Annotated in this window: 22 protein-coding genes; 10 read left to right on the top strand and 12 right to left on the bottom strand. The window is 49.4% G+C overall.

What is annotated here, in order from left to right; genetic code table 11:
• Positions 1-4 precede the first annotated feature (4 nt).
• Together vapB and KG631_RS06285 are read left to right on the top strand one after the other, a co-directional pair.
• A complete protein-coding gene (gene vapB, locus KG631_RS06290) occupies positions 5-238 on the top strand; it encodes a type II toxin-antitoxin system VapB family antitoxin (RefSeq protein WP_213996811.1) in 234 nt (77 codons plus the stop codon).
• A complete protein-coding gene (locus tag KG631_RS06285) occupies positions 239-643 on the top strand; it encodes a type II toxin-antitoxin system VapC family toxin (RefSeq protein ID WP_213996806.1) in 405 nt (134 codons plus the stop codon).
• 36 nt (positions 644-679) lie between these two features.
• Here the strand turns inward: KG631_RS06285 and arfB are convergent, their stop codons facing one another.
• The gene (gene arfB / locus KG631_RS06280; RefSeq protein WP_213996805.1) at positions 680-1,099 is read right to left on the bottom strand and encodes an alternative ribosome rescue aminoacyl-tRNA hydrolase ArfB; all 420 of its coding nucleotides are present in this window, start codon (positions 1,097-1,099) and stop codon (positions 680-682) included.
• A gap of 331 nt (positions 1,100-1,430) precedes the next feature.
• Here arfB and KG631_RS06275 point away from each other — a divergent pair, with 331 nt between their 5' ends.
• Together KG631_RS06275 and KG631_RS06270 are read left to right on the top strand one after the other, a co-directional pair.
• Positions 1,431-2,273, top strand: a complete 843-nt coding sequence (locus KG631_RS06275; protein WP_213996799.1) for a PEP-CTERM/exosortase system-associated acyltransferase — start codon at positions 1,431-1,433, stop codon at positions 2,271-2,273.
• A gap of 43 nt (positions 2,274-2,316) precedes the next feature.
• The gene (locus KG631_RS06270) at positions 2,317-3,285 is read left to right on the top strand and encodes a metal-dependent hydrolase (protein WP_213996797.1); all 969 of its coding nucleotides are present in this window, start codon (positions 2,317-2,319) and stop codon (positions 3,283-3,285) included.
• 28 nt (positions 3,286-3,313) lie between these two features.
• Here the strand turns inward: KG631_RS06270 and KG631_RS06265 are convergent, their stop codons facing one another.
• Complete coding sequence (locus KG631_RS06265) at positions 3,314-4,570, bottom strand: ABC transporter permease (RefSeq protein WP_213996791.1); 1,257 nt, start codon at positions 4,568-4,570, stop codon at positions 3,314-3,316.
• A complete protein-coding gene (locus KG631_RS06260; protein ID WP_213996788.1) occupies positions 4,561-5,274 on the bottom strand; it encodes an ABC transporter ATP-binding protein in 714 nt (237 codons plus the stop codon). The genes KG631_RS06265 and KG631_RS06260 overlap by 10 nt, the downstream gene beginning before the upstream one ends.
• A 57-nt stretch (positions 5,275-5,331) precedes the next feature.
• Between KG631_RS06260 and KG631_RS06255 the strand changes: the two genes are divergently transcribed.
• Positions 5,332-5,877, top strand: a complete 546-nt coding sequence (locus tag KG631_RS06255) for a DUF3299 domain-containing protein (protein WP_213996785.1) — start codon at positions 5,332-5,334, stop codon at positions 5,875-5,877.
• Between the two features lie 82 nt (positions 5,878-5,959).
• On the opposite strand, the gene KG631_RS06250 is transcribed toward KG631_RS06255, so the two are convergent.
• The gene (locus tag KG631_RS06250) at positions 5,960-6,586 is read right to left on the bottom strand and encodes a DUF2796 domain-containing protein (protein WP_213996783.1); all 627 of its coding nucleotides are present in this window, start codon (positions 6,584-6,586) and stop codon (positions 5,960-5,962) included.
• Positions 6,587-6,733: 147 nt separating this feature from the next.
• Between KG631_RS06250 and KG631_RS06245 the strand changes: the two genes are divergently transcribed.
• From KG631_RS06245 to KG631_RS06235, 3 genes are read left to right on the top strand one after another with little or no spacing between them, the layout of a single operon-like run.
• On the top strand, positions 6,734-8,260 hold the full coding sequence (locus KG631_RS06245) for a cryptochrome/photolyase family protein (RefSeq protein ID WP_213996778.1): 1,527 nt from the start codon (positions 6,734-6,736) through the stop codon (positions 8,258-8,260).
• A complete protein-coding gene (locus KG631_RS06240; RefSeq protein WP_213996772.1) occupies positions 8,257-9,651 on the top strand; it encodes a DASH family cryptochrome in 1,395 nt (464 codons plus the stop codon). Before KG631_RS06245 ends, KG631_RS06240 begins: the two co-directional genes overlap by 4 nt.
• 6 nt (positions 9,652-9,657) lie before the next feature.
• Positions 9,658-11,169 carry a deoxyribodipyrimidine photo-lyase gene (locus KG631_RS06235; RefSeq protein WP_213996768.1) on the top strand — a complete coding sequence of 504 codons (1,512 nt, stop codon included), beginning with the start codon at positions 9,658-9,660 and terminating at the stop codon, positions 11,167-11,169.
• An 18-nt stretch (positions 11,170-11,187) separates the two neighbouring features.
• Here KG631_RS06235 and glnB read toward each other — a convergent pair whose 3' ends face one another.
• On the bottom strand, positions 11,188-11,526 hold the full coding sequence (glnB, locus tag KG631_RS06230) for a nitrogen regulatory protein P-II (RefSeq protein WP_213996766.1): 339 nt from the start codon (positions 11,524-11,526) through the stop codon (positions 11,188-11,190).
• A 145-nt stretch (positions 11,527-11,671) separates the two neighbouring features.
• On the opposite strand from glnB, the gene nadE reads away from it, so the two are divergent.
• Together nadE and KG631_RS06220 are read left to right on the top strand one after the other, a co-directional pair.
• The gene (nadE, locus tag KG631_RS06225) at positions 11,672-12,496 is read left to right on the top strand and encodes an ammonia-dependent NAD(+) synthetase (protein ID WP_213996763.1); all 825 of its coding nucleotides are present in this window, start codon (positions 11,672-11,674) and stop codon (positions 12,494-12,496) included.
• Positions 12,497-12,643: 147 nt separating this feature from the next.
• Positions 12,644-13,153, top strand: coding sequence for a GspH/FimT family pseudopilin (locus KG631_RS06220; RefSeq protein ID WP_213996758.1), 510 nt, complete (start codon positions 12,644-12,646; stop codon positions 13,151-13,153).
• Here KG631_RS06220 and KG631_RS06215 read toward each other — a convergent pair.
• The 7 genes from KG631_RS06215 to KG631_RS06185 all read right to left on the bottom strand — a co-directional run bounded on the left by KG631_RS06215 (position 13,150) and on the right by KG631_RS06185 (position 20,631).
• On the bottom strand, positions 13,150-13,602 hold the full coding sequence (locus tag KG631_RS06215) for a type IV pilin protein (protein ID WP_301003635.1): 453 nt from the start codon (positions 13,600-13,602) through the stop codon (positions 13,150-13,152). The two genes, KG631_RS06220 and KG631_RS06215, sit on opposite strands and share 4 nt — an antisense overlap.
• The gene (locus KG631_RS06210; RefSeq protein WP_213996752.1) at positions 13,602-14,780 is read right to left on the bottom strand and encodes a hypothetical protein; all 1,179 of its coding nucleotides are present in this window, start codon (positions 14,778-14,780) and stop codon (positions 13,602-13,604) included. The genes KG631_RS06215 and KG631_RS06210 overlap by 1 nt, the downstream gene beginning before the upstream one ends.
• Positions 14,770-15,153 carry a hypothetical protein gene (locus KG631_RS06205; protein WP_213996749.1) on the bottom strand — a complete coding sequence of 128 codons (384 nt, stop codon included), beginning with the start codon at positions 15,151-15,153 and terminating at the stop codon, positions 14,770-14,772. The genes KG631_RS06210 and KG631_RS06205 overlap by 11 nt, the downstream gene beginning before the upstream one ends.
• 87 nt (positions 15,154-15,240) lie before the next feature.
• Positions 15,241-16,191, bottom strand: coding sequence for a PilW family protein (locus KG631_RS06200; RefSeq protein WP_213996747.1), 951 nt, complete (start codon positions 16,189-16,191; stop codon positions 15,241-15,243).
• 2 nt (positions 16,192-16,193) lie between these two features.
• The gene (pilV, locus tag KG631_RS06195) at positions 16,194-16,697 is read right to left on the bottom strand and encodes a type IV pilus modification protein PilV (protein ID WP_213996742.1); all 504 of its coding nucleotides are present in this window, start codon (positions 16,695-16,697) and stop codon (positions 16,194-16,196) included.
• 77 nt (positions 16,698-16,774) lie between these two features.
• Entirely contained in the window at positions 16,775-17,182 is a 408-nt protein-coding gene (locus tag KG631_RS06190; protein ID WP_213996740.1) for a type IV pilin protein, read from the bottom strand.
• 8 nt (positions 17,183-17,190) lie between these two features.
• Positions 17,191-20,631: a PilC/PilY family type IV pilus protein gene (locus KG631_RS06185; protein WP_213996738.1), complete on the bottom strand. Its 3,441-nt coding sequence runs from the start codon at positions 20,629-20,631 to the stop codon at positions 17,191-17,193.
• Between the last annotated feature and the right edge of the window lie 10 nt (positions 20,632-20,641).

Raw genomic sequence — 20,641 nt, 5'->3', positions numbered from 1 at the left:
AATAATGGATACCGGAACAGTTTTTAAGAACAATAGTACGCAAGCCGTGCGGTTGCCGGTTGAAGCGCGCTTTCCTGACACCGTCAAAAAAGTAGCGGTAAGGGTAGTAGGTAAAGATCGGATCTTAACACCAGTGGAAAACAGCTGGGATTCATTCTTCCTGCAAAGTGCGCCTGTTACCGATGATTTTATGACTGAACGCGCATCACAAGAGCAACAAGAGCGGGAAGCGTTGTGAATGCTTAAATACATGCTGGATACCAATATTTGTATTTACGTAATAAAGCGCCGCCCGCTTGAAGTACTGGAAACCTTTAATAAATATGCTGGTTTAATGTGTATTAGCAGTATTACCTATGCTGAACTTTGCCATGGCGTAGAGAAAAGCACTAAACCAGAACAAAACCGCTCTGCTGTGGAAGACTTTGTATCACGATTAGTTATTGTGCCATATGATGAAAAAGCCGCGCAGCATTATGGTGATATTCGTGCTGAGCTGGAAAAAGCTGGCACCACAATAGGCGTGAACGACCTGCACATTGGCGGCCATGCCAGAAGTGAAGGACTAAGTCTGGTTACCAATAACTTAATTGAATTCAAGCGGATAGCCGGGCTAAGGCTGGAGAACTGGCTTAACCCTTAAAGTCGAAGAATGTACACCGTCTAATAAATCTGTTGTTTATACGTCCGGCTTGCCCTGGCGCAGCGCCTTAGTTTTACCTCGCTGCTTTTTGCCTTCTAACCGCCGTTGCTTGCTGCCGTAGGTAGGTTTGGTTGCTACCCGCTTTTTTTGCACCTTGGCTACCGACTGTACCAGCTCGATAAATTGGGCCAATGCCAGTTCGCGATTCATTTCCTGACTACGGCTTTGCTGACATTTAATGATTACTTTACCGCTCTTGGTAATGCGGTGATCACTGCGGTTCAGCAACCGCTGTTTATAAAAGTCTGGAAGTGAAGACGCGCTAATGTCGAAAATAATTTGCACGGCGGTGGCGACTTTATTAACATGCTGACCACCGGCCCCTGACGCGCGGATAAACTGCCACTCCAGTTCGTTGTCTTCAATACTTACACTACCCGATATTGTAATTGCCACACTTTTCCTGCCATTTTTAGCTTAAATTGCCGTTTTATGAACTTAAGCTTAATTTATCGACTCAGTAGTGATAAAAAAGTTTAAAAAATTAACAACTGTAAAATCAAGTTATTAGTAAATTATTATCTTTTATTGGAACAAAACAGCTTAATTCTGGTTTGACCCATTGCAATCTGATCTGCATAGTAAATGCGCCTGAGCACCTTTAGCACAATGACGTGCGCCCTTACTTTAGCATGGACGGTTATGTCTTATCAGGCTAAGCACAAAAAACATATACCGTAACTTTATTCGATAGGTTAGTCAGTACTATCATCTTTAGGGCATAACGATGACACTGTTGAATCCGACATTGCGCCAGCCGGAGCAAAACGCTTTTGTGCCGGCAATATCCGCTGAAAAGCCAGCAAAAGAGTTAAACTTATCCGATTTCAGCGCTTATTTTCGGGCTTCTCAAGCTATTAGCCATCAAGAAAAGAATAAAGTGTTCAGGTTACGTCACAAAGTTTATTGTGAAGAACTTAGTTTCGAGCCACCGCGACCGTCGGGGCTGGAGCAAGACGATTTTGACCGGCGCGCCCTGCACTGCAGCCTGGCAGAAGCCAACAGCAACGAAATTGCCGGCACGGTGCGGTTGATCCATTGCGAGCAAGACCCCGGCCCGTTGCCTATCGAAAAATACTTTGCCGGCCGCTTTACTGCCCCCCATTTAACCCCGGCGTGTTTTCCACGCCAGCATGTTTGCGAAATTTCCCGTTTGGCCGTCGCAGCACAATTCCGGCGCAGAATTAAAGATACTGCAGCTAAAGACTTACCCGCACTAAGCAGCTCGTCACGACCCTTTAACCGTTTTATTGCCATTGGCCTGTACCTGATGGCGACAGCAATGTGTCTGGAAAAAGGCTATTACCATGGCTTCGTTACGATTGAACCCAGCCTGGCCAGAATACTGCAACGCATTGGCATAAACTTTAACCAAATTGGTGAAGCAATCGATTTTAACGGCAAACGGGCACCGTACTATCTGGATGCCCGGGAAGTGGTCGCCAATCTGTTACCAGAGTACCGAGATTTAATGCAGCGATTAAGTAGTCAGCTGTTAACCGAACCAGAATTAGTTGCTGCAAGCCGGCAAATGACCTCAAAAACTAATTTACAATGGGCTATAGCCTGATATGTTGCGTAACTGAATTATTATTAATTAACAGTTAGCTGCTATGGATTCGTTGAGTCAGATTTGCCTTGGGGCAGGTGTTGCCACCTTAGTTATGGGCAACAAGGTGCCGGTTAAACACGCGGTACTATGGGGTGCAGTGGCAGGAACCCTGCCCGATTTAGACGTGTTGTTTGACGCTGGTGATGCTATTGCCAATATGGTCAGCCACCGGGCAAACTCGCATGCCCTGTTTTATCTGGCACTATTCAGTCCACTGCTGGCCTGGTTAATATCGGCGCTTCACCGTCAGACAACTTTGTTCTTCCAATGGTGGCTGGCAATTGGCTTGGTACTGATTACCCACCCCTTGTTAGATGTGATGACAATTTATGGTACCCGCCTGGGCTTACCGTTCACCGATACGCCATTTGGCATTGGCAGTATTTTCATTATTGACCCTTTATATACCCTGCCGCTGTTATTTGCGCTGATTATAGCGCTGGCACGGCCAACGTGGAGTATCGGGGCTGCAGCCAGTGGTCTGGGGCTATCATCGGTTTATTTAATATGGAGTGTCAGTGCTCAGCAATCGATAACCTCAGTAGTAGAGGCTGAATTGCCGGTGCCGACAGCAGAAGCAGTTTTAGTTACCCCTACGCCTTTTAATACCATATTGTGGCGGGTGCTGATCATGACTGAACAGGGGTATTATGAAGGTTTTTATAGTGTATTAAACCGCAGCGCGGCCATTGAATATCAGTTTTTCCCACAAAGTGCCCGCTTAAAACAGCAATATGCAGAGCACCCCGACATAGCCCGAATTGCCGCCTTCAGCCATGGCTTTTATAGTTTAGCGCCGCAGGATGATAAACTTGTGCTGACTGATTTACGGATGGGCCTGCGCCAGAATTATGCCTTTAACTTTCTGGTAACGCCTGATGCCACTGCCCCGGCAAAAGCACTGCCCAGAGCCTATGATATGGGCACTACCGTGCGCTGGATCCAGCGACAGCTGGATGCCAGTGAGTAGCTGCCAGCGGGCAACTACTCATCTGATGTTATAACCGGATGGCCAGACCATCGCTTAGCGCACGCCGGTACGCCGTATACGCCGGGATGCAGGCCAGCAAGGCGCTTATCAGCAATACTGCCCCGGCCCAATACAGACTTTGCACGCTAAACGGGTTGATATTGATAAACAGACCATAACTGCCGGCCAACATATCCTGCAACGCCCACAAGGTTACGACCAGCGTTACAGCTGCTGCCAGCAATGCCAATATTGTGAGTAACAACACCTCAAGCTGAATTAATACAAACAAATACCACGGATGCGCCCCCACCGCACGCAGAATGGCCATTTCCCGCTGCCGCTCTTTCATTGATGCCAGTAAGGTGGTCATCATGCCAGTCAAACCGGCAACCAGTACCAATAAGGTAATCAGCAATAACAGGTTTTCTACCATACTGAGCATTTGCCATAATTCGGCCAGCGCAACACCTGGCAAAATCGCTGACAAGGCTTCTCCTTTAAACTCATTAATTTGCCGCTGCACCACAAAAGTTGCCATTCTGGAGTCAAGCCCGACCATAAAAGCAGTGATAGCTTTGGGGGTCAGGTCCTGTTGTAGGGCCTGTTCAGCACTGATTTTACGTCCTGGCATCGGTGCACCCTGCTGCCAGTCAAGATGAATAGCTTCAATACCTTCCAGGCTAACATGAACCGTCTGGTCTAACGGGGTACCGGTTGGCGCCAGAATACCGGTTACTGTAAAGGGTTTATCTTTATGTTCGCTGAAACTGACTGCACCCACGCCATGCGCCAGGGTGATCTGGTCACCCAGTTGATAGCCCAGCTTGGTCGCTACCTCTGCGCCCAATACCGTATCATAGACATCATTAAACGGCTGGCCTTCGCTGAACTGTAATGCTTGCTGATTGGCATAGCGATAATGGGTAAAGTAATCAGTGTTAGTGCCAAGTACCCGATAACCACGGTGAGAATCGCCCAGCGCCATGGGAATAGTCCAGCTTATTTGCGGATGCTTGCTAATGCGCTGGTACGTCGCCCAGCTGACGTTGGCAGTTGCATTGCCAATCCGGAACACCGAGTACAGTAATAAATTCAGCTGGCCGGAGCGGGCGCCAACTATTAAGTCGGTACCGGAAATAGTACTGGTAAAGCTCTGGCGGGCTTCTTTGCGTAAATGATCAATACCAAATAACAGCACCAGGCTTATTGTCAACGACAATAGTGTCATTATTGCGGTACCACGCCGGTTCCACAAGCTCTGTCTAGCAAGTTTTAACAACATGGCTGTACTCCTTGCGCCAGATTCTGCATATCCAGCTGCAGGCTGAAATAGCGGCGTAAACCAGCGTCATGGCTGACAAAAATCACAGTAGTCTGACAGGCATTGGCCTGCTCCAGTAATACCTGCATAAAACTGTCCCGGTTATCAGCGTCCAGCGCCGAAGTGGGCTCATCGGCAATAAGTAATGCCGGCCGGGTTAACAGGGCACGCGCGATAGCCACCCGTTGCTGTTGCCCGACGCTTAATGCCGAGGCCTGCTTAGCAATTAACTCAGCCTCCAGGCCCAGGCTCTGTAACAATTCTTTGGCGCGTTGTTCGCTTTGCTTTTTATCCAAGCCAGCAAAATGGCCACTTATCAGCACGTTATCCAGTACCGACAAATAAGAAATCAGGTTAAGCTGCTGAAATACAACACCAATATTTTTGGCCCGCAGAGTATCGCGTTTTGCTGGCGACAGGCTGCTAAAAGGCTCACCACCTAGTTTAATCTCTCCCTGTTTAGGCGTAATAATACCTGCCAGCAAATTAAGCAGTGTCGTTTTGCCACTGCCTGACGCGCCTTTAATGAATAAATGCTGACCTTGCTGCAAAGTAAGTTCCGGCAAACTAAGTTGCCAGGCTGCGGTCTGATAGAAGAACACGACATTTTTGAGCTCAATGGCAGGAATTTTCGGCTTGTCGGTCACAGGTTTAATCCCGGTCATGTTATGATTGCTCCATTAATTGGCGTCTATTATGCAAAATTAAGAGGGTAAGCTCCAATGCTTAACAAGTTATCCGTTACGTTATCTATGCTATTGGTCGCAAGCTTTAGCATGTTACTAAATGCCAGCGACGTTAAAACCATTGAATGGACCGATTTAATGCCGGCGGAAGATTTGGCGGCATTACAAGCCATGCCTGAAGTACAGCATGATTACAGTCAACCGTCTCCGTTTGATAATAACTACAACGGTGACGACCCAGCCGCCGGGCAATGGGAGCAGATTTTACAGTCTGCCAAAGTAAAAGAAGAATTTAATAACACCAAGGTACGCATTCCCGGTTTTATCGTACCATTAGAGTTTGACGACGAGCAAAATGTCACCAGTTTTTTTCTGGTGCCTTACTTTGGCGCTTGTATCCATGTCCCGCCACCACCACCTAATCAGATTATTTTTGTCAGTGGCGCCAAGAATCTTAAAGCCGATATGATTTACTCACCGTTCTGGATCAGCGGCACCATCACCACCCAAGCTATGAGCCACGATTTAGCGAATGCGGCTTACAGTTTGAAGGCGGATTCGGTGGAAGAGTATACCTACTGATTTAAGCTGAATGTTAAACGAAAGCCCCCGGCTACCAAATGGATAGCGGGGGCTTTTAAATTTATAAAATGCATAGGGCGTGTTAAAAACTGACCGTGTTACTGGCCAAACTCAGTTCTGTTGCACCCTGCTGACCATTTATTACCCATTGCACTGTTATTTTCTGCACACTTGGCACCAGATTAAATAAATTGACGGTCATTTCATTTAAGCGGGCCGGTTGCTGACAAATTAAACCGATGTTGGCGTAAAAATCGCTATGGGTGCTGCTAACCTCTGCCGTTAAATCTGTATTGGCATCGGCCTCAGCGAGATCACAGCCCGCTTGCGGATTAATCTCAAACCATTTCCCCTCACGCAGGACATTCAACGCAGCGTTAATTTCCTGGCGCTGCTCGCTGGTTTTCGGGGCGTGTTCAAAGCCGACGATATTGTAAGCAGCCGATTGCAGTGCCACCATGGCTTCGTTACCTTCAAGGATCACCGTTAACATGGCCTCACCATGGACATGGGTGCCCGGGTTACTAAACTCATCTTCTTCGTGCTCATGCTCATGCTCATGCTCATGCTCATGCTCATGCTCATGCTGTTCAGCATGTTTGTGGTCATGCTGCTGGGCGACAACAGGGGCGGAATTTAAAAAAATCGCCCCAATTGTTAACGCCGTAAAACAGCAGCTAACCGCTGCACCAACCCGTAAATTCATCATCTGTATGGTCCTTGTACTCTTACAATACTCGTTATCATACCTGCTTGATAAGCCAGTGCAATATCTGCAGCTACAACCGGTTAAATCGTTGATCTGCGCGCTACAGCACAGCGTACCACTGACTATTGTTACTATGAGTCAGGATTTATGGCCAAGCTTATCGTTATTTTAGGAGACCAGCTTAGCCCGGCGCTACCCGCGCTACGTGAAGCCAAAAGCGGTGACATTATATTACTGGCCGAAGTGCAGCAGGAAGCCAGTTACGTTAAGCACCACAAGCATAAAATTATTCTGCTGTTCAGCGCAATGCGCCATTTTGCAGAGGTGTTGCGCCAGCAACACTATCAGGTTATCTACCTGCAATATCAACACGGTTTTACGTCTGTTACCTCAGCGGTTGAACACAGCCTGCAACAACATCCCCAGTTAGACGGCATTATGTTGACGGAGTGTGGTGAGTATCGCTTACAGCAGGAAATAAACAGCTGGCAGCAAACATTCAAGTTACCGGTTGAGATACTGGAAGACGACCGTTTCTTGTGTAACGCAGCAATGTTTGCGCAGTGGGCTGATGGCCGCAAACAATTACGGATGGAATACTTTTATCGCGAGATGCGCCGCTACACCGGGCTACTGCTTGACAGCAAAAAGCAACCACTTGGCGGCCAGTGGAACTTTGACAAGGCCAACCGTAAAAGCCCGCCGGCAGACTTGAAGGCCATAGCACCACTGCAGTTTAAACCCGATGACATTACGCTTGAAGTCATAAAACTGGTTGCTGAGCATTTTGCCGGTAACCCGGGTTCAGCTGACAATTTTTGTTATGCGGTAACGGGTAAGCAAGCACGCCAGGCATTTAATCACTTTGTTAGCGAACAACTGGCCAGGTTCGGCGATTATCAGGATGCGATGGTACTCGACCAACCTTTCTTGTTTCACAGCATTTGTTCCATTTACCTCAATTGCGGTTTATTGGACGTGCGCTGGATGTGTCAGAAAGTAGAAGCCGCCCACAAACAGGACAAGGTTGCGATCAATGCTGCTGAGGGCTTTATTCGTCAACTTATCGGCTGGCGCGAGTACGTCAGGGGCTTGTACTGGTTATTGATGCCAGACTATAAATCCCGCAACTTTCTGAATGCGAAGCGCCCGCTGCCAGAGTACTACTGGCATGGCGACACCAAAATGCGCTGTATGCAACAAGCCATCAGCCATACCATGACCCATGCCTATTCTCACCATATACAGCGGCTGATGATAACCGGCAATTTCGCATTATTAGCCGGCCTTGATGTCACTGAAGTCACCGACTGGTATCTGGCCGTCTATGCTGATGCGTATGAATGGGTAGAATTGCCCAATACTCTGGGGATGGCGCTGTTTGCCGATGACGGGGTACTTGCCTCTAAACCCTATGCTGCCAGCGGCGCTTATATTAACCGGATGAGCAATTACTGCCAGCATTGTCATTATAAAGTTAAGGACAGCTTAGGCGACGACGCCTGCCCGTTTAACGTATTGTACTGGGATTTTTTAGCACGTAATGAGCAGAAGCTGGGTAGCAATGCCAGAATGCAACTGGCTTATAAAAACTGGCATAACAAAGCACCGGAGCAACAACAGGCGTTACGCGAACAAGCAGCGGACTACCTGATAAAGCTGGAGCAATTATGACCTGTCTGGTGCTGCTAGATCAGGCGTTACGCCTGCATGATAACCCCTTACTTTGGTACGGTGCTGCAGCTGACAACTCAGCAGATAGCCAACCATTGGTGGCGGTGGTTTGCCTGGATAAGTCGGCTTTTTTTGATCAGCAGTATGGTATGGCCCGTGCCAGTTTACTCAGGCTGCAACAGCAACTGCAACTTATTGCCGACACTGAGCAGGCGCTCGGTCGTTTCAATATTGGTCTGGTTACCTTATTTGGTGAACCGGAAGCGGAAATAAGCCATTTAGCAGGGCTTTTGCAAGCCAGCCAGATTATTGCAGCTACCCCAACCGGTTATCGTGAGCAGCAAACCCTCGAAAAACTTGGCCGGCGCTTTCCTGTTACCAGCGTTGATGTGAATAGCTTATTAGGCATTGCACCGTTAATGCCTGAGCTCGACAATCTGCCAGACAGTTTCAGTGCGTTTCGAAAACAGCGCGAACCCATGTTGCAGGTAGCCCCAGCCCTGGCCCAGTATCAACCACAACCCAGTCAACACTGGCTGACGCCTGCAGAAACCAGGGTGTTTTCTGAAAACTTTCGTCAGTTAGCGCCCTTTAGCCAACCAACGCTACAACCCGGTAGCAGTGAGCACCACGCATTACAGCGGTTGGATGATTACATCTGGCAGCAGCAAGCCATTAGTTATTACAAGCAAAGCCGTAATAGCCTGTTTGGCGATTATTATGCCAGCAAGTTCTCGGCGCCACTGGCAACCGGTTGCCTGTCGGTCCGCTATTGCTGGCAGCAGATCCTGGATTACGAGCAGCAGATAGCAGCAAATGAATCTACCTACTGGCTGAAGTTTGAACTACTGTGGCGGGAGTTCTTCCGCTGGCAATTCCGCAAATATAGCAAAGCCTGGTTTAGCCGGAATGCCATTAAAGGACCATTGGATTTTAGTCCGCCTGCGCTGACAGTTGCAAAGCAACTCCACTTTAAAAACTGGTGTGCCGGTGCAACCGGGGTTCCTTTTATTGACGCCAATATGCGCCTGCTTAACACGACCGGCTTAATGAGCAATCGGGGCCGCCAGAATGTTGCCAGCTTTCTTATTCATGATTTAGGTGTCGACTGGCGCCTCGGTGCCGCCTATTTTGAGCAGCGCTTGCTGGATTACGACGTTGCCAGCAATTGGGGTAACTGGGCGTACATTGCCGGCAGCGGCAACAGTGGTGAGCGTCAGTTTAACGTCATTAAGCAAGCACTGAGTTATGACCCGGACGGTGACTTTGTCCGTGCCATGCTGCCAGAACTGACGGCGCATGACCGGTCAATTCACCAGCCTGCGGCTGAGGTTAAGGTACCAGCACACTGGCAAAGCTGGCTGGCTAAACTCACTGATAAAAAGCCGTAACCTCAGATGACCAGCCTGGTATGGTTTAAACGTGACTTGCGGCTGCAGGACCACCAGCCTTTATGGCATGCTGCCCGGCAAGGTGCAGTGTTACCGGTGTATATTATTGAGCCCGATTACTGGCAACAACCTGATGTATCGCTGCGTCACTGGCAATATCTGAGCCCCGCACTGCGTCAGCTCAACCAACAGCTAAGCGCTTTGGGGCAGCCATTGCTGGTGGTAAAAGGAGCAGCGACCACAGTACTGCGGCAACTTTGCCAGCAATATGCAGTTACCGGCGTATTCAGCCATGAAGAAACCGGTAACCTGTGGACCTATCAGCGAGACCTTGCCGTGGGCCGTTTGCTGCAAAACCTGCACATACCCTGGCAGCAATACCGGCAATTTGCAGTATTTCGTAAACTGGCTAACCGGGAAAACTGGTTTGAACTGGCAAATAGCTGGCTTAAATCACCACTGTGCCCTACCCCGGACTCATTGCCCTGGCTGACCGCAACGCCCGACAATTTGGCTAGTCTGACGCCCCGGCGTGGTCATGACCTGCCGCCAATAACTAAGCTGCAACAGCCAGCACAACCGGCGGCTATCTTCAACCATTTTATTGACGAACGCAGCCGGAATTACCGGCAACATATATCGCTACCGGCGAAAGCCAGTAGTAGCTGCTCCAGGCTAAGCCCTTGCATCAGCTACGGTCAGCTAAGTTTGCGCCAGCTACAGCAGCAAAGTTTGCTGGCATTAAAACAGCAAGCCAATCTTCGGCATAAACAAGGGTTACAGGCATTCTTTAGCCGTTTGCGCTGGCATTGTCACTTTATTCAGAAACTGGAAGATGAGCCGGCCATTGAATTTTTTAATATGCACCGCGGCTTTGATGGCATGCGCGAAGCGGACTTTAAGCCAACGCTGTTTAGTGCCTGGCAACATGGCCAGACGGGCTATCCACTGATCGATGCCGCCATGAGATGTTTACTGGCCACCGGCTGGCTGCATTTTCGTGGCAGGGCAATGCTGGTGGCATTTGCGACTTATCATTTATGGCTGCACTGGCGGCCGGTCGCGCTGCATTTGGCCCAATGCTTTGTTGACTACGAGCCGGGCATTCATTACCCGCAAATTCAAATGCAGGCCGGCACTACCGGCATTAACCCTAACCGGATGTACAACCCGTTGAAGCAAAGTCAGCTAAAAGATCCAGACGGCCAGTTTATCCGCCAATGGCTGCCGGAACTGCGCCTGCTGCCAAACAGCTGGCTGCACAGCCCCTGGCTGATGCCAATGGCACTGCAGCAGCAATATGGCTGTGTTATAGGTCGGGATTACCCGGCACCCATTGTCGATTTGCACCACTCCCTGCAACAGGCCAGAGCGAAACTAAGCGACTGGTTACACAGTCAACCTGCAACCCGCTGGCAACAGCAGAAAAAGGCGGTAATAGCACGCCATGCCAGCCGCAAGCGGCCAGCAACGCGCAAAGCAGCTAAAAGCAGAGATCAGCTCAGCTTTGATTGGTAGGCTGGTTTTTCCACAGGACTAAATGGCTTCTTCATCTTCTTCGCCAGTCCGGATTCTGATAACCCGCTCGACTTCAAACACAAAAATTTTACCATCCCCAATCCGGCCAGTCTGGGCGGTTTTCATGATCGCTTCAACGCAGCGCTCGACCAACTCGTCCCCAACTACAATTTCCAGCTTAACCTTGGGTAGAAAATCGACCATGTATTCGGCGCCACGGTAGAGTTCAGTATGGCCCTTTTGCCGGCCAAAGCCTTTTACCTCAGTCACTGTCATACCCGTTATATTGATATCGGCCAGTGCCTCGCGCACATCATCCAGTTTAAAAGGCTTAATAATGGCTTCAATTTTTTTCATTACTATTTCCCAAGCTCAGGACCAGAAGATAGCGCCAGTATAATACATGCGCCTGCCAGCATCAGCTTTTTAGCGCTAATTAGTTGATCCTATTTCAGCCAGATACGTTAAGATATTGTCGACATAAACAGGAGGGCCAGACAACATGCAGCCAGAACAGATTATTGCCCAAATGCGGGTGTTACCAGAAATTGATCCCGCCTTTGAGATCAGCCGCCGGGTAAATTTTATTAAACAACAATTACGCGCTGCTGGCATGACCGGTCTGGTGTTAGGAATAAGCGGTGGCGTCGACTCCACCACTTGTGGCCGTCTGGCCCAGCTTGCCATTGATGAATTAAACCACGAACATGGCGGCGGCTATCAGTTTATCGCGGTGCGACTGCCTTACGGTAACCAGCGGGATGAAGATGAAGCGCAACTTGCCATAAGTTTTATCAAACCGAGTAAAGCCGTCAGTGTTAATATAAAGTCGGCTGCTGATGCCTTACATCAGGGCACGCTGGCGGCACTTGCCAGCGACAGCGCTATCAGTGACGCCAAAGCCGATTTTGCCAAAGGGAATGTTAAAGCCCGCTGTCGGATGATGGTGCAATACCATATTGCCGCGCTTAACAATGCCCTGGTGCTGGGCACTGATCATTCGGCAGAAAATATCACCGGTTTTTATACTAAATGGGGTGATGGTGCCTGTGATTTAGCGCCATTATTTGGTCTAAGTAAACGGCAGGTTCGGGCAATTGCCGCCAGCCTTGGCGCCCCACAGCTGTTAGTGGCTAAAACCCCAACGGCCGATTTGGAATGCCTGAGCCCGCAAAAGGCAGATGAAGCGGCACTGGGTTTAACCTATGAGCAAATTGATGATTTTCTGGAAGGAAAAGCGGTAGCCGCTGACGTGACAGAGCGCTTAATTAATATCTACCTGAAGACCCAGCACAAACGTGAGCCTATTCCAACAATCTACGACTAACCAGGGTTTTACCCGCCAGCCTGCGATTTACCCTATACAGTGACGCCAGCCTACGCTGGCGCCAACTCAAAACGCACTTTTAAATACACTTTTTAAATATATTTACTACACTTTAGTTACTTTTTAAAAGTTGCAAGGAGTGCAGTTATGAAGCGGCATCAGACCCAGTCAGGACTTACCTTACTCGAATTAATATTAGGGCTGGCCATTATGGCTATTCTGCTGCAAATTGCCTTACCGGCGATGGCAGAGCTGATTAATAAGCAGCGGGCCGAAAGTTATATGCAGCAGTTTAGCCGCCACCTCGGTTATGCCAGGATCCAGGCAGCAAACAGTCAGCAGCCGGTAAGACTGTGTCCGCTGTCAGGCACCGAATGCCAGAGTGACTGGCGCACGTATCCATTGGTACTAAGTTTACTAAATCCACATAATGATACTGAATTTATATTGCGGCAGATACCACCGGTATTCAGCCAACACCAGTTAAAATATAACCGCAGCCAGCTACAGTTTCGGCGTGATGGCAGTTTAAATGCACTGGAAAATGGCACCTTTTATTACTGCCCACAACCCTCCTTTACCTGGCATTACAAACTAGTGCTAAACCAGGCCGGTCGCAATCGCCTGACCTTTCATCATGCACCCTGTCCGGATTAATCCCAGCAAAATAACGACGATGGCAGGCTGTAATTGCGCCGGCCGGTGTGATCAAGCGTAAAGACCAGACAGTCCCGGTCAGCAGTTTGGGGCCCTTGTGCCAACGCTGTCAGCTCAAAGCTGTTAGCATCAGTCAGAATAACCTGCAATTTGTAGCGACCACTGGCAGTAGTGCCATCTGCTTGCGTCCCCAGCAGCGTCAGGTTATCGGTGTAGCGCCCATAATCTGCCAGTTGTTGCTCCTGAATATTCGCAGCACTCAACAGTATCCGGCTGGCCTCGGCGCGATGTGTTTTTAGTACATATTGCTGATAGGCGGGATAGGCAATAGCGCTGAGTATGCCCACAATTGCGACTGCAACCATCAGCTCAATTAACGTAAAACCTTGCCGGCTAATTGGCAGCCCGCGCCGGGTCATTACCTTATGCCGAATTGTCACAAAGGTCATCAGTGAGCTCCTGTTTCCTGGCGATAGGTTGCCAGGTTCAGCCAGCGCGGAAACTGATCAAGCTGCAACTGTTCAGTACAATCCGGACAGGCCGGCGAAATCATCCGTAAGTCAGCCAGAACCAGCTGTTGTTCCTCAATATTATCTAACACCAGGGCAGCAGAGCCATCAGCTTGTTGTTGCAGTTTTAACTGCCCTTCACCATTTAGCAGCCGAAAACGACGCTGGGTATAAACCAGGCCGGCGCTGTGCAACTGCATTGCCACCAAACTGTGTTCAGCAGCTTGGTCGGCGCAGGCAACTGCGCTAAAGTCGCTGGTAGCCACTGCGCTATAAATAACCCCGCCAACCACTTTAGGAGGCTGAGTAAGCTGGCCGGATAACCGAACCCACCAACCGGCACTGTCAACTATCGCCAACCACTGTGCGTTACTTAAACCAGTCTCCCGCTCGTCTTCAGTTAACAGCGTGCGGTCAACTAGCGTAGCAAAGTCTATTGGCGCGGTCTCAGCAAAAACGTTGGGGATCTTCATTGCAACCAGGGCATCTTCGCCGCTGCTGATACTGCGGGCAATCAGCAGCACGATTTTATGCCGGCTTGGCACCCCATCCGGACGAAGCGGTAACGGCAACCTGACGTCGATAACGCCGGCGCTTGCGATAAATCGCCAGTCGCTGTGCGTTAAGTCTGCCAATAGCCACGATCCACCAAAACCGGTGGCTGCAATAGGAGTTAACCAAACCCGGCCTTTGAAGTCAGTACTGATAAGTTGGTCAACAATACCGTCATAGTCACTGTCCAACGGCTCAGGACTGGCATAAAATGGAGCGGCCACACCTGAACTGTCCGGTAGGGGCCAGGTGTGCAATGCGTCCAGCGCGACCGAACTGTCAGGTGGATACAAAGCCAGCTGGCCAGCGTCGTCACGGTCGTTATGATGCAAAAACCGCTGTAGCGGCCCGGAGCTCGTGCTTGCTTTTAATTGCAATTCGCGTGGCTCTGCCGGCTGACGCCAGCACTCAGGCGTGGCTGCCAGTACACTAAAACAAAACACCGCAGCGGCCAGCATGCTCAGCAGCAATGAAGCGATTAAAGGTCCAAACTTTACCAGCGGACCCGGCGGATTAGCTGTATTGGGTTTTGACTCCACCTCACTTTTTAATCTTTTACTCCGCATCCAGCACCTCGCCATCGATAAGTTGCTGACGCACTAACATACTGCTGTAGCTGGCAGCAAAACGGCTGTCATCAGACAGCAGGCTGGTCGCCAGCGTTAGCAGGTCACATTTTATCAGTGAGTCAGACCAGACGGCATAACTGGCCGGGCAGCGGCTTATAATAGTAAAATCAGCCTCACTGCTGGTACTGGTAGCGTCACTCACCGAGTTCAGGTGCAACGCTAACGCCCGTTGCTCAAACAGCAGTTGTCGCTGCGCAGCCTGCGCCGATTTCATACTCATTTGGCTGATAAATAAATTTGCACTGACAATTAACAACATGACCAGCAGAAATATTAAAGCGCTTATCAGCGCCATACCGCTCTGTCGCATACAACCTCCCTGTTTCAGGTAGTATTTATGTAATTGAAGTAACTGCGCTTCGTTTGTTAAAGAATGGCCTGCCCCACTTTGTTGTCGCTAAAAGGTGGCATTATTAAAGTAGACACTGCCGGCCAGCATCAAACGCCGGTAGTGATCATCAGGAGCCTCAAAGCGGCTGGCCCCCATCTGATACGTCAGCTGGTTAATATATTGCGGATCGGGCACGGTACTGCGCAACAAAATATAAAACCGGATACTGACAATATGACCACGTTGTTGTTGCCAGTGCTCGTCGCTCATTTGCGCGGTAGGCAACATATAGTTCAGTCGGCCATCAAGATTGGTATCGATGCCAAATTCAAAATGCAGCCGCTCAACACCATCAATCACCGAGTCTGTCGCTATCCTGGCGGCACCACTGGCCGAACGCACCAGTCTCTTACGCATTAATACCGGTACCATCTGGTCATCAACACGCTGATTCTTAATATAAAATACTAAATGCTGATAAGGATAAAATACGCTGTCAGCAGCAAGACCTGCGCTGTCCTGATTGATAAAACGGCTCTGCTGCCAGTCGGGCGCCAGGTAAAACCGATTGGGTCGCAGTTCATCCCGGCTAACCGCCAGACCCATTGCCCGTTTCAACTGCAGTATTTCGCTGTCAGGGGCCAGTGCTGTCAGACAATTCAGCTGACGACCGGGGGCTGCAACTTTGGCATACAAGCTGGCAAACACTGCACCTGCAGCCGGAAAACTGCCACTGTCGATACCGTCCTCAACGCAGTCAGGTGCTGGTGGTGCAATATCAACCGCTGCACCGCTAACATCACTCAGGCTAACCCCACCCCAAAACCCGGTATTCTGTAATTCGTTATGTAACAGGTTAAGCGCCAGCTGACCATTCTGTTGTAATTGTGCCAACTGCTGACTTTGCCGCGACGATGCTGTCAGGCTGGCAAAAATCTGGACCGTAAAACCCAGCAGTAACAACCCCAGCACCATGGCAATTAACAGTTCTACCAGAGAAAAGCCGCGACTAGCCATCTTCAGGGAACCCGTGCTGTTAGCGCCAGGCCAGAGCGTCCCGCCCCGGGTTCACAACCAATGCTCGCCGCACTATCTGCATTGGCCCGTTGTTGCCAGCCGGCCTGTAACTGCAGGTTATCATCAGCAAACTGCAGACAAAATTGCGGCGCAAATAAAGGCGCCGCGGCCCCGGATGCCAGGCTGTTCTGCCACAGTTGCTGCCAGCGCCCCAGCTGATAATCGCGAAGTTCGGTAGCTGAGCATAAGACGTCAGCGGAGCAATCAGGTAGCTCAGCCAGGCTGTCAGAGTTAAGTTCCAGCGTAAAAGGGGGGTGGTTATTAAGCGTGGCCGCAAGCTCCTGCACTAATGTCGCACTGAGCGCGACAGCGGTGGTTCGTTGAGTGGCGTCAATAACATATTGTAAAGCAAGCGTTTGCCCGGCCAATACGCCAAGCAAACCCAGTTTTAAAATCAGTAGGGTGATTAAAACTTCCAGCAGACTCAAGCCGCGTTGTAACTGCATATCCGTATGCCATAGCTAATTTACTTAACTATAAAGTTACAACAATATTTCAAAAGATCAAATTTTAATCAGTTTATTTACCAACAACGCTGGACATCAGCCACTGCGAAACCGCCATTGGCCCCCCGGCGCCCTGCCTGGTTAAGGGTTAGGGTACCGCAACCATCGTCTGCCTGAGCGCCAGTAGGAACAGCGCTAAGGATAAAAGTACGATCAGCAACGCCTGTCAGGCTAAACGTATAACGATTGTCTACATCATCCATACATTGCATTGCGGGCATCACGATACCGTCATAAGAAAAGGCCGCGGTATAACCACGCTCCATAAACTGCGCTTGTTCCATCAGGCAGGCAGCTGCCGCAGCGCGATTAGTGCGCTGCACATAGGCCTGATAAGACGGATAGGCTATAGCAGCGAGAATACCCACTATCGCCACCACCACCATTAATTCTATCAGGGTAATACCTTGTTGTTGTTTTTTCATAATACGACTCATTGATTAGTTAGTTCGCGCCAGGATACCCGGCCCCGCAGTACTTCTGGTGCTACCGTTACATCAGCAATCCGGGTATCGGCTAAACCAACAACCATTTTGTCTTCAAAAAAGACTGGTTCACTGGGCATACCATCGAAGCGGACTGCGGTTACCGGAACCACTTCATCATCTACCGTTAACCCGTCTTCGCTATCGACAACACCATCATTATTGCGGTCGAAGAATAAATAACTTAGGCGACTGCCGGTATAGGGGCTGACTGACATAACCCAGCCACTGCCTTGCGGGTTACAATCGTTGTCACCCGGAGTAATAGTATTTATCACTAAGCTATTGCCCACCAGCTGTGGCCGGTTAACTATCCGCTCCCTGGCATCACCTAAATCGATATACCAGCCGCGCAGGCCTAACATATCATAGGGTGCACCAGGTTCAATCACCCGGGCATTATCTTCCTGCGCAATAATATCGCGTGGCTTTAAATCTGCTCTACCATTAATTACCACGCCATCACGTATGCCATACCAGCTGTTAGGATCACTTAGCAATGGGTCTTCACTGGATAACATTTTGCCGGTGCCAAAGAATATCCATAAATGGCCGGTTTCCGGTTGCGCAGACAACGAGATACCGCCGGTTATTGCCTGAGCATCCCCTGCCGCATCAGTCGCCGTAAATAACGGCTCGCCACTGTAGGCTACGCCCCAGTCTGAAGTATTTGTCGAAGATAAATCAAATTTCCAGATATTACCCATAATATCGCCAGCAAAGAACCAGTCGGTATTACCATCGCCGGTGGCATCCCAGCCTTCTACCTGACCTAAGCCGTTCGGAGAGTCACTGGTTGTTTCCAGCCTTTTCAACACTTCGCCATTGGCAAGATCAATGACCAACAAACCGGCTTTATTAGTGCTGTTGTTGTAACCATAGCCTGCCACTATGACCCATTTACCGTTGTTCAGCCGGGCCACAACCGGTTTATTAGTGGTGATTCCAAGCTCAGGAAAACGTTTATCCCAGCGCACTTTATCAACCGCAGTTGTAGATGCTAATGCACCAGGGTCAGTAACATCAATGGCAAATAAACTGTCGCCACCCCGGCCTAATGAACCCACTAATATGGAACGCCAGGCGCTATCTATATAGGCATCAAATACCACTGATGAGCCATCAACGTAATATTTGTGCTGATATTCAGGATCCGCATAAGATTCCAGATCAGCCTCTTCAGTCAGAATCTGGCGTGGAATATACGCCATAATCTCAGTGCCGTTAGTGCCGTTAAACGCATGCAACATACCGTCATTTGCACCCACATATACTACTGGTTCCCGCTCAGCATTGCTGGTTAAAAATGTCCGGTAACTGCTGGCACCATCCCAGTTATAGCGTTGATAATTGCGATTTACCGGCGCCTCAACATATAGCGGCGACGAATTCGCAATATCGCCCAGTAAACTTACCCGCCGGCGAAACTGGGCGCTGTCTCCTGCTTCCAGCTCTTGATCACCACGCAGATAATCAATCAGGTCATCTTTGCCACGTAAGGCATTGGCACTACCATCAGCATTAACATTTGTTGGCGTAAACTCGGCGGCCAGTCCGCTGGTCTTGCCAAACAGGATTTTACGACTATTCCAGACAGGAAAGTTCGACTGCCATACCGGGGTATTTACATCATCAATATTAAATGATTTAAGTGAGCCACTCCATTCACCAGAATTAAAGCTACCCTGATAAACAAAATTATCGGCTTGCATCGAGGTGGTGGTGCCAGCGAGGTTCGAGGCTGATGCAACGCGGTCAATGATCGCAGTAAGCGTTCGCTCAAGTTTCAAGGCAAAATCATCCGGTTTGTCGGCAGTAAAAAAACCGCCACGACCATTAACAGAAGCATGTAGCAGGTCGTCAATTTTGGCTCGATTCTTTTCGGCTGTTGTGCCTGAAAATGGACTAGACCAACTTATAGTGGCACCACTATTAATTGCAGCAAAGGCATCATCCGGTTCTTCATTACCAATAACACCTAAACCTACACCAAAGGTTACCATATGCTGCCAGAATGCCGGGTTAATTGTGCTGGACGGTACCCGGTTATCTAAATCAGTACGTAAATCTTTTTTCCAGTATTTCATAGCAACGTCAGCCAGCGTTGTGCTATAGCCATCGCTAAATGGCGCTACCGGAGCGTAAGTGTAGTCAGCACCGGTATCCCCTTCCGGCCGGAGGATGGTACTTCCAGCATTGCCGTCCTGATTACCAACCCCTGACACTGTATCACCATCCGACCAGTAGCCATCGGTCATAAGGATAGTAAAGCTTTGCCGACAGGAAATATGATCAACTGGTGCTTCACTGCCTGAACCCGGATTAACTCCCCAGGGGCCTTGACTATCGGTTCTCGAATAATATTTCCCAGCAGCATCTAATGCCGTAACTAATGGCGTGCCGGCAGCCGGGATGTCTCGATTATATAAATCAGTATAAAAATTTGACTTAGCACTATCTTTAAATTCCCGCACACCACGCACTATCACCTTGGTGTCAGCGGCGCCGTCTATGGTGGAATTACCTTTATTCAACGCGCCAAAACCTACCCGCATTTTTTCTGACTGGCCAACAAAAGCCCGGCCTATGCCCGCCCGGCTGGTTAAAATCCGTGAACGATGATAGGTATACCAGTTGGCAAAGTTCTGAATTTCCTGGCTGTAGGTACATGAGCCAGCAGTACAATCGGTCCTGCTGGCCCGGCCATGACCACTATAGCTGGCAATTGCAGGCTTAATTTCAACCTTAGTGTAGTTATCCCAAACCCAGTCCCCGCCGCCATTATGATAAAAATAAGTTGCCGGCCAGAAGTTTCTATTTGTTTCAGAACTCTCTACAGTACATCCGCCGGTACTGCTGGTACAACGCACCCAGCGACTTCCGTTGTAATTGTTATTAGTGACAGTCAGATTACGGGCATTAGAATTAACATCGCCAGACGGGCAGCTACCTGTCTGCATAGGATTATGCCAGGCACAAGTTGGTGTGGCATTCGGCATGGTGGTGCCGTCTGCTTTGACCCAGGGTTTATAGGTAACACTTGGGTCGTAATAACTTTTATTCATCTGGGCCGAGCGGGCAAAAGCGTTATAAGGCTGGCCATCCTGCACAGTAGGGACTCTGTTGTCATAATCACTAGAACCGTAAACGTCATCTGTCCTGGGGAATATATAGCGGGCACTAGCTAAAATTGCTTCATCAGGTAATAGCTCAAAATGCATTGAACCTGAATCATCAATAATAAACATAATATTCGGCGGCACTGAGCTGCCTGTTTGCAGTGGCGTTTGGGCAATTTCAATTGCCGCATGGGCTACTGCAGAGCCAAATAACATACTGGCCACAAATGTAAACTTAACTGGCAGCATTTTTGAGCTTAATGATTTCATAGTTACTTCC

The organism is Arsukibacterium sp. (assembly GCF_018402695.1).
In the GTDB taxonomy this organism is placed as follows: domain Bacteria; phylum Pseudomonadota; class Gammaproteobacteria; order Enterobacterales; family Alteromonadaceae; genus Alishewanella.
This window is presented reverse-complemented; position numbering and strand designations above follow the sequence as displayed.

What these genes read in the sequence shown, in the direction of transcription:
- vapB (WP_213996811.1), top strand. Translation starts at nt 5, where the DNA reads ATGGATACCGGAACAGTTTTTAAGAACAATAGTACGCAAGCCGTGCGG.
- KG631_RS06285 (WP_213996806.1), top strand. Translation starts at nt 239, where the DNA reads ATGCTTAAATACATGCTGGATACCAATATTTGTATTTACGTAATAAAG.
- KG631_RS06275 (WP_213996799.1), top strand. Translation starts at nt 1,431, where the DNA reads ATGACACTGTTGAATCCGACATTGCGCCAGCCGGAGCAAAACGCTTTT.
- KG631_RS06270 (WP_213996797.1), top strand. Translation starts at nt 2,317, where the DNA reads ATGGATTCGTTGAGTCAGATTTGCCTTGGGGCAGGTGTTGCCACCTTA.
- KG631_RS06265 (WP_213996791.1), bottom strand. Translation starts at nt 4,570, where the DNA reads ATGTTGTTAAAACTTGCTAGACAGAGCTTGTGGAACCGGCGTGGTACC.
- KG631_RS06260 (WP_213996788.1), bottom strand. Translation starts at nt 5,274, where the DNA reads ATGACCGGGATTAAACCTGTGACCGACAAGCCGAAAATTCCTGCCATT.
- KG631_RS06255 (WP_213996785.1), top strand. Translation starts at nt 5,332, where the DNA reads ATGCTTAACAAGTTATCCGTTACGTTATCTATGCTATTGGTCGCAAGC.
- KG631_RS06250 (WP_213996783.1), bottom strand. Translation starts at nt 6,586, where the DNA reads ATGATGAATTTACGGGTTGGTGCAGCGGTTAGCTGCTGTTTTACGGCG.
- KG631_RS06245 (WP_213996778.1), top strand. Translation starts at nt 6,734, where the DNA reads ATGGCCAAGCTTATCGTTATTTTAGGAGACCAGCTTAGCCCGGCGCTA.
- KG631_RS06240 (WP_213996772.1), top strand. Translation starts at nt 8,257, where the DNA reads ATGACCTGTCTGGTGCTGCTAGATCAGGCGTTACGCCTGCATGATAAC.
- KG631_RS06235 (WP_213996768.1), top strand. Translation starts at nt 9,658, where the DNA reads ATGACCAGCCTGGTATGGTTTAAACGTGACTTGCGGCTGCAGGACCAC.
- glnB (WP_213996766.1), bottom strand. Translation starts at nt 11,526, where the DNA reads ATGAAAAAAATTGAAGCCATTATTAAGCCTTTTAAACTGGATGATGTG.
- nadE (WP_213996763.1), top strand. Translation starts at nt 11,672, where the DNA reads ATGCAGCCAGAACAGATTATTGCCCAAATGCGGGTGTTACCAGAAATT.
- KG631_RS06220 (WP_213996758.1), top strand. Translation starts at nt 12,644, where the DNA reads ATGAAGCGGCATCAGACCCAGTCAGGACTTACCTTACTCGAATTAATA.
- KG631_RS06215 (WP_301003635.1), bottom strand. Translation starts at nt 13,602, where the DNA reads ATGACCTTTGTGACAATTCGGCATAAGGTAATGACCCGGCGCGGGCTG.
- KG631_RS06210 (WP_213996752.1), bottom strand. Translation starts at nt 14,780, where the DNA reads ATGCGGAGTAAAAGATTAAAAAGTGAGGTGGAGTCAAAACCCAATACA.
- KG631_RS06205 (WP_213996749.1), bottom strand. Translation starts at nt 15,153, where the DNA reads ATGCGACAGAGCGGTATGGCGCTGATAAGCGCTTTAATATTTCTGCTG.
- KG631_RS06200 (WP_213996747.1), bottom strand. Translation starts at nt 16,191, where the DNA reads ATGGCTAGTCGCGGCTTTTCTCTGGTAGAACTGTTAATTGCCATGGTG.
- pilV (WP_213996742.1), bottom strand. Translation starts at nt 16,697, where the DNA reads ATGCAGTTACAACGCGGCTTGAGTCTGCTGGAAGTTTTAATCACCCTA.
- KG631_RS06190 (WP_213996740.1), bottom strand. Translation starts at nt 17,182, where the DNA reads ATGAAAAAACAACAACAAGGTATTACCCTGATAGAATTAATGGTGGTG.
- KG631_RS06185 (WP_213996738.1), bottom strand. Translation starts at nt 20,631, where the DNA reads ATGAAATCATTAAGCTCAAAAATGCTGCCAGTTAAGTTTACATTTGTG.